Here is a 5,291-nt window from a genome sequence, read left to right on the forward strand (position 1 = left end):
AAAAGAATAAAGAGTAATAGAATCGAAAGATTTGAAAAAACCACTAGAGAATTTAGTCGAATATAACAAAGAGTTCAGATTTATTTGAATTCGCACAATATACGATGAAGAGTTTGATCCTGGCTCAGGATGAACGCTAGCGGCAGGCTTAACACATGCAAGTCGAGGGGTATAGTTCTTCGGAACTAGAGACCGGCGCACGGGTGCGTAACGCGTATGCAATCTACCTTTCACAAAGGGATAGCCCAGAGAAATTTGGATTAATACCTTATAGTATATATGAATGGCATCATTTATATATTAAAGATTTATCGGTGAAAGATGAGCATGCGTCCCATTAGCTAGATGGTAAGGTAACGGCTTACCATGGCAACGATGGGTAGGGGTCCTGAGAGGGAGATCCCCCACACTGGTACTGAGACACGGACCAGACTCCTACGGGAGGCAGCAGTGAGGAATATTGGACAATGGGCGCAAGCCTGATCCAGCCATGCCGCGTGCAGGATGACGGTCCTATGGATTGTAAACTGCTTTTATACAGGAAGAAACACTACTTCGTGAAGTAGCTTGACGGTACTGTAAGAATAAGGATCGGCTAACTCCGTGCCAGCAGCCGCGGTAATACGGAGGATCCAAGCGTTATCCGGAATCATTGGGTTTAAAGGGTCCGTAGGCGGTCAGATAAGTCAGTGGTGAAAGCCCATCGCTCAACGGTGGAACGGCCATTGATACTGTCTGACTTGAATTATTAGGAAGTAACTAGAATATGTAGTGTAGCGGTGAAATGCTTAGAGATTACATGGAATACCAATTGCGAAGGCAGGTTACTACTAATTGATTGACGCTGATGGACGAAAGCGTGGGTAGCGAACAGGATTAGATACCCTGGTAGTCCACGCCGTAAACGATGGATACTAGCTGTTGGGAGCAATCTCAGTGGCTAAGCGAAAGTGATAAGTATCCCACCTGGGGAGTACGTTCGCAAGAATGAAACTCAAAGGAATTGACGGGGGCCCGCACAAGCGGTGGAGCATGTGGTTTAATTCGATGATACGCGAGGAACCTTACCAAGGCTTAAATGTAGATTGACCGGTTTGGAAACAGACTTTTCGCAAGACAATTTACAAGGTGCTGCATGGTTGTCGTCAGCTCGTGCCGTGAGGTGTCAGGTTAAGTCCTATAACGAGCGCAACCCCTGTCGTTAGTTGCCAGCGAGTCATGTCGGGAACTCTAACGAGACTGCCAGTGCAAACTGAGAGGAAGGTGGGGATGACGTCAAATCATCACGGCCCTTACGCCTTGGGCTACACACGTGCTACAATGGCCGGTACAGAGAGCAGCCACTGGGTGACCAGGAGCGAATCTATAAAACCGGTCACAGTTCGGATCGGAGTCTGCAACTCGACTCCGTGAAGCTGGAATCGCTAGTAATCGGATATCAGCCATGATCCGGTGAATACGTTCCCGGGCCTTGTACACACCGCCCGTCAAGCCATGGAAGCTGGGGGTGCCTGAAGTCGGTGACCGCAAGGAGCTGCCTAGGGTAAAACTGGTAACTAGGGCTAAGTCGTAACAAGGTAGCCGTACCGGAAGGTGCGGCTGGAACACCTCCTTTCTAGAGCCTGACTGTTAGTTGTGCAAACAACACTTTCAGGAAAGAAGACGAAAGTTCGAAGTGGAAACAAATAAAGAAATTTTATTACTCTTGCTGTTAGTTCAAATAATACCATTTAAGAATAAGAGTGTCTCGTAGCTCAGCTGGTTAGAGTACTACACTGATAATGTAGGGGTCGACAGTTCGAGTCTGTCCGAGACAACTATTTTAGGCTTAAAACAAAGGAAATTTTAGAAGTATGAGTACGAATTACTGTAATTCAAAATTCAACATTCATAATTTAAAATTAGAAATGGGGGATTAGCTCAGCTGGCTAGAGCGCCTGCCTTGCACGCAGGAGGTCAACGGTTCGACTCCGTTATTCTCCACAGATCCGCAAGGATATAAGTTCATTGACATATTGAGATAAGAAAATAATAAAAAGTAGAAAGCATTTTTTAGTTGTTTATCATTAGACAAGTAAAAGAAACGGTCATAATTAATTTTATGATTGGTACAATAAGCAAAATAAGGGCGTATGGGGGATGCCTTGGCTCTCAGAGGCGATGAAGGGCGTGATAAGCTGCGAAAAGCTACGGGGATTGGCACACACGAATTGATCCGTAGATACCCGAATGGGGCAACCCACTATGTTGAAGACATAGTACACCGATAGGTGGGCAAACCCGCTGAACTGAAACATCTAAGTAGGCGGAGGAGAAGAAAACAAAAGTGATTCCGTAAGTAGTGGCGAGCGAACGCGGATTAGCCCAAACCAATGTTGTTACGGCAATATTGGGGTTGTAGGACCACGACATTTGTTGCGGATAGAATTAGAATCTACTGGAAAGTAGAGCCAAAGAAGGTGATAGCCCTGTATAAGTAATAGAAGATAACGATAGTGGTATCCTGAGTAGGGCGGGACACGAGAAATCCTGTCTGAATTTGGCGGGACCATCCGCTAAGGCTAAATACTCCTGAGAGACCGATAGTGAACCAGTACCGTGAGGGAAAGGTGAAAAGAACCGTGAATAACGGAGTGAAATAGATCCTGAAACCATACGCTTACAAGCGGTCGGAGCCCTTTAGTGGGGTGACGGCGTGCCTTTTGCATAATGAGCCTACGAGTTAACGTTGCTGGCAAGGATAAGTGGTTAAGCCACGGATCCGTAGCGAAAGCGAGTCTGAATAGGGCGCTTTAGTCAGTAGTGTTAGACGCGAAACCGTGTGATCTACCCATGGGCAGGTTGAAGCTGTGGTAACACACAGTGGAGGACCGAACCGGTTGACGTTGAAAAGTCTTCGGATGACCTGTGGGTAGGGGTGAAAGGCCAATCAAACTCGGAAATAGCTCGTACTCCCCGAAATGCATTTAGGTGCAGCGTTATGCGTAAAGTTATATAGAGGTAGAGCTACTGATTGGATGCGGGGGCTTCACCGCCTACCAATTCCTGACAAACTCCGAATGCTATATAATGTTTCATAACAGTGAGGGCTTGGGTGCTAAGGTCCAAGTCCGAGAGGGAAAGAACCCAGACCATCAGCTAAGGTCCCCAAATATATACTAAGTTGAAAGAACGAGGTTTGTCTGCCCAGACAGCTAGGATGTTGGCTTGGAAGCAGCCATTCATTTAAAGAGTGCGTAACAGCTCACTAGTCGAGCGGACGAGCATGGATAATAATCGGGCATAAGTATATTACCGAAGCTATGGATTACCTATTTATTTAGGTAGTGGTAGGGGAGCATTCTAACAGGGTAGAAGGTGTGTCGTAAGGCATGCTGGACTGGTTAGAAAAGAAAATGTAGGCATAAGTAACGATAATGCGGGCGAGAAACCCGCACACCGAAAGACTAAGGTTTCCACAGCTATGCTAATCAGCTGTGGGTTAGTCGGGACCTAAGGCGAACCCGAAAGGGACAGTCGATGGACAACGGGTTAATATTCCCGTACTAGTTATTACTGTGATGGGGTGACGGAGTGATGAAAGCGCCGCGAACTGACGGAATAGTTCGTTGAAGTACCTACCTATAAGCTGCGCAGGCAAATCCACGCGGCTTGGGGAAATACGATAGTACTCGGAGTCTTCGGACAAAGAGATAGTGCGCCTAAGGGCTTCCAAGAAAAACCTCTAAACTTCAGGTAATAAGTACCCGTACCGCAAACCGACACAGGTAGTCGAGGAGAGAATCCTAAGGTGCTCGAGAGATTCATGGCTAAGGAATTAGGCAAAATAGACCCGTAACTTCGGGAGAAGGGTCGCCAGCAGCAATGCTGGCCGCAGTGAAGAGGTCCAGGCGACTGTTTATCAAAAACACAGGGCTCTGCAAAATCGTAAGATGAAGTATAGGGCCTGACACCTGCCCGGTGCTGGAAGGTTAAGAGGAGATGTTATCTTCGGAGAAGCATTGAATTGAAGCCCCAGTAAACGGCGGCCGTAACTATAACGGTCCTAAGGTAGCGAAATTCCTTGTCGGGTAAGTTCCGACCTGCACGAATGGTGTAACGATCTGGACACTGTCTCAGCCATGAGCTCGGTGAAATTGTAGTAGCGGTGAAGATGCCGCTTACCCGCAGTGGGACGAAAAGACCCTGTGCACCTTTACTATAGCTTAGTATTGACCTTGGATAAATGATGTGTAGGATAGGTTGGAGACTGTGAAGTGGCGTCGCTAGGCGTTGTGGAGTCATTGTTGAAATACAACCCTTTGTTTATCTGAGGCCTAACCCCGCTTTGCGGGGGACATTGCTTGGTGGGTAGTTTGACTGGGGTGGTCGCCTCCAAAAGAGTAACGGAGGCTTCTAAAGGTTCCCTCAGTACGCTTGGTAACCGTGCGTAGAGTGCAATGGCATAAGGGAGCTTGACTGAGAGACATACAGGTCGATCAGGTACGAAAGTAGAGCATAGTGATCCGGTGGTTCCGCATGGAAGGGCCATCGCTCAAAGGATAAAAGGTACGCCGGGGATAACAGGCTGATCTCCCCCAAGAGCTCATATCGACGGGGGGGTTTGGCACCTCGATGTCGGCTCGTCACATCCTGGGGCTGGAGAAGGTCCCAAGGGTTGGGCTGTTCGCCCATTAAAGTGGCACGCGAGCTGGGTTCAGAACGTCGTGAGACAGTTCGGTCTCTATCTACTGTGGGCGCAAGAAATTTGAGTGGATCTGATTCTAGTACGAGAGGACCGAATTGGACAAACCTCTAGTGTATCTGTTGTTCCGCCAGGAGCATCGCAGAGTAGCTACGTTTGGAAGGGATAAGCGCTGAAAGCATATAAGCGCGAAACCCACCACAAGATGAGATTTCTTTTAAGGGTCGTAGGAGATGACTACGTTGATAGGCTATAGATGTAAAGGCAGTAATGTCATAGTCGAGTAGTACTAATAACCCGTAAGCTTATGTACGCTTTTCCCCGGGGCAACCCGGGGAAGAAACTTTCTCAAAACTTTTTATTTTCTTTATCTCAGTATGTTAAGATATTATGTAATTGATACTTGTCTCAGGATAAGTAACAGTACAGTAATTGCCCAAAGCAATTATAACCTCTTAAGGTGGTTATTGCGGCGGGGCTCACCTCTTCCCATCCCGAACAGAGTAGTTAAGCCCGCCTGCGCAGATGGTACTGCAGTTATGTGGGAGAGTATGTCGTCGCCTTTCTTTAAAGAATCCTCATCATTTACTTGATGGGGTTTTTTTTT

At 47.2% G+C, this 5,291-nt stretch carries 2 tRNA genes and 3 rRNA genes; all 5 read left to right on the plus strand.

The features are described from left to right. The first annotated feature begins 101 nt into the window (after window positions 1–101). The 5 genes from ACNQGH_RS21715 (at window position 102) to rrf (ending at window position 5,250) form a co-directional block, all read left to right on the plus strand. Window positions 102–1,615 (plus strand): 16S ribosomal RNA (locus tag ACNQGH_RS21715). 128 nt (window positions 1,616–1,743) lie between these two features. Beyond that, window positions 1,744–1,817: transfer RNA gene (locus tag ACNQGH_RS21720), tRNA-Ile, on the plus strand. A 92-nt stretch (window positions 1,818–1,909) separates the two neighbouring features. Then, window positions 1,910–1,983: transfer RNA gene (locus tag ACNQGH_RS21725), tRNA-Ala, on the plus strand. 128 nt (window positions 1,984–2,111) lie between these two features. Beyond that, window positions 2,112–4,997: ribosomal RNA gene (locus ACNQGH_RS21730) — 23S ribosomal RNA — on the plus strand. Window positions 4,998–5,140: 143 nt separating this feature from the next. Further along, window positions 5,141–5,250: ribosomal RNA gene (gene rrf, locus ACNQGH_RS21735) — 5S ribosomal RNA — on the plus strand. The 16S, 23S and 5S rRNA genes sit together here with 2 tRNA genes alongside, the layout of an rRNA operon. Window positions 5,251–5,291 lie beyond the last annotated feature (41 nt).

This window comes from Flavobacterium kochi (assembly GCF_048286715.1).
In the GTDB taxonomy this organism is placed as follows: domain Bacteria; phylum Bacteroidota; class Bacteroidia; order Flavobacteriales; family Flavobacteriaceae; genus Flavobacterium.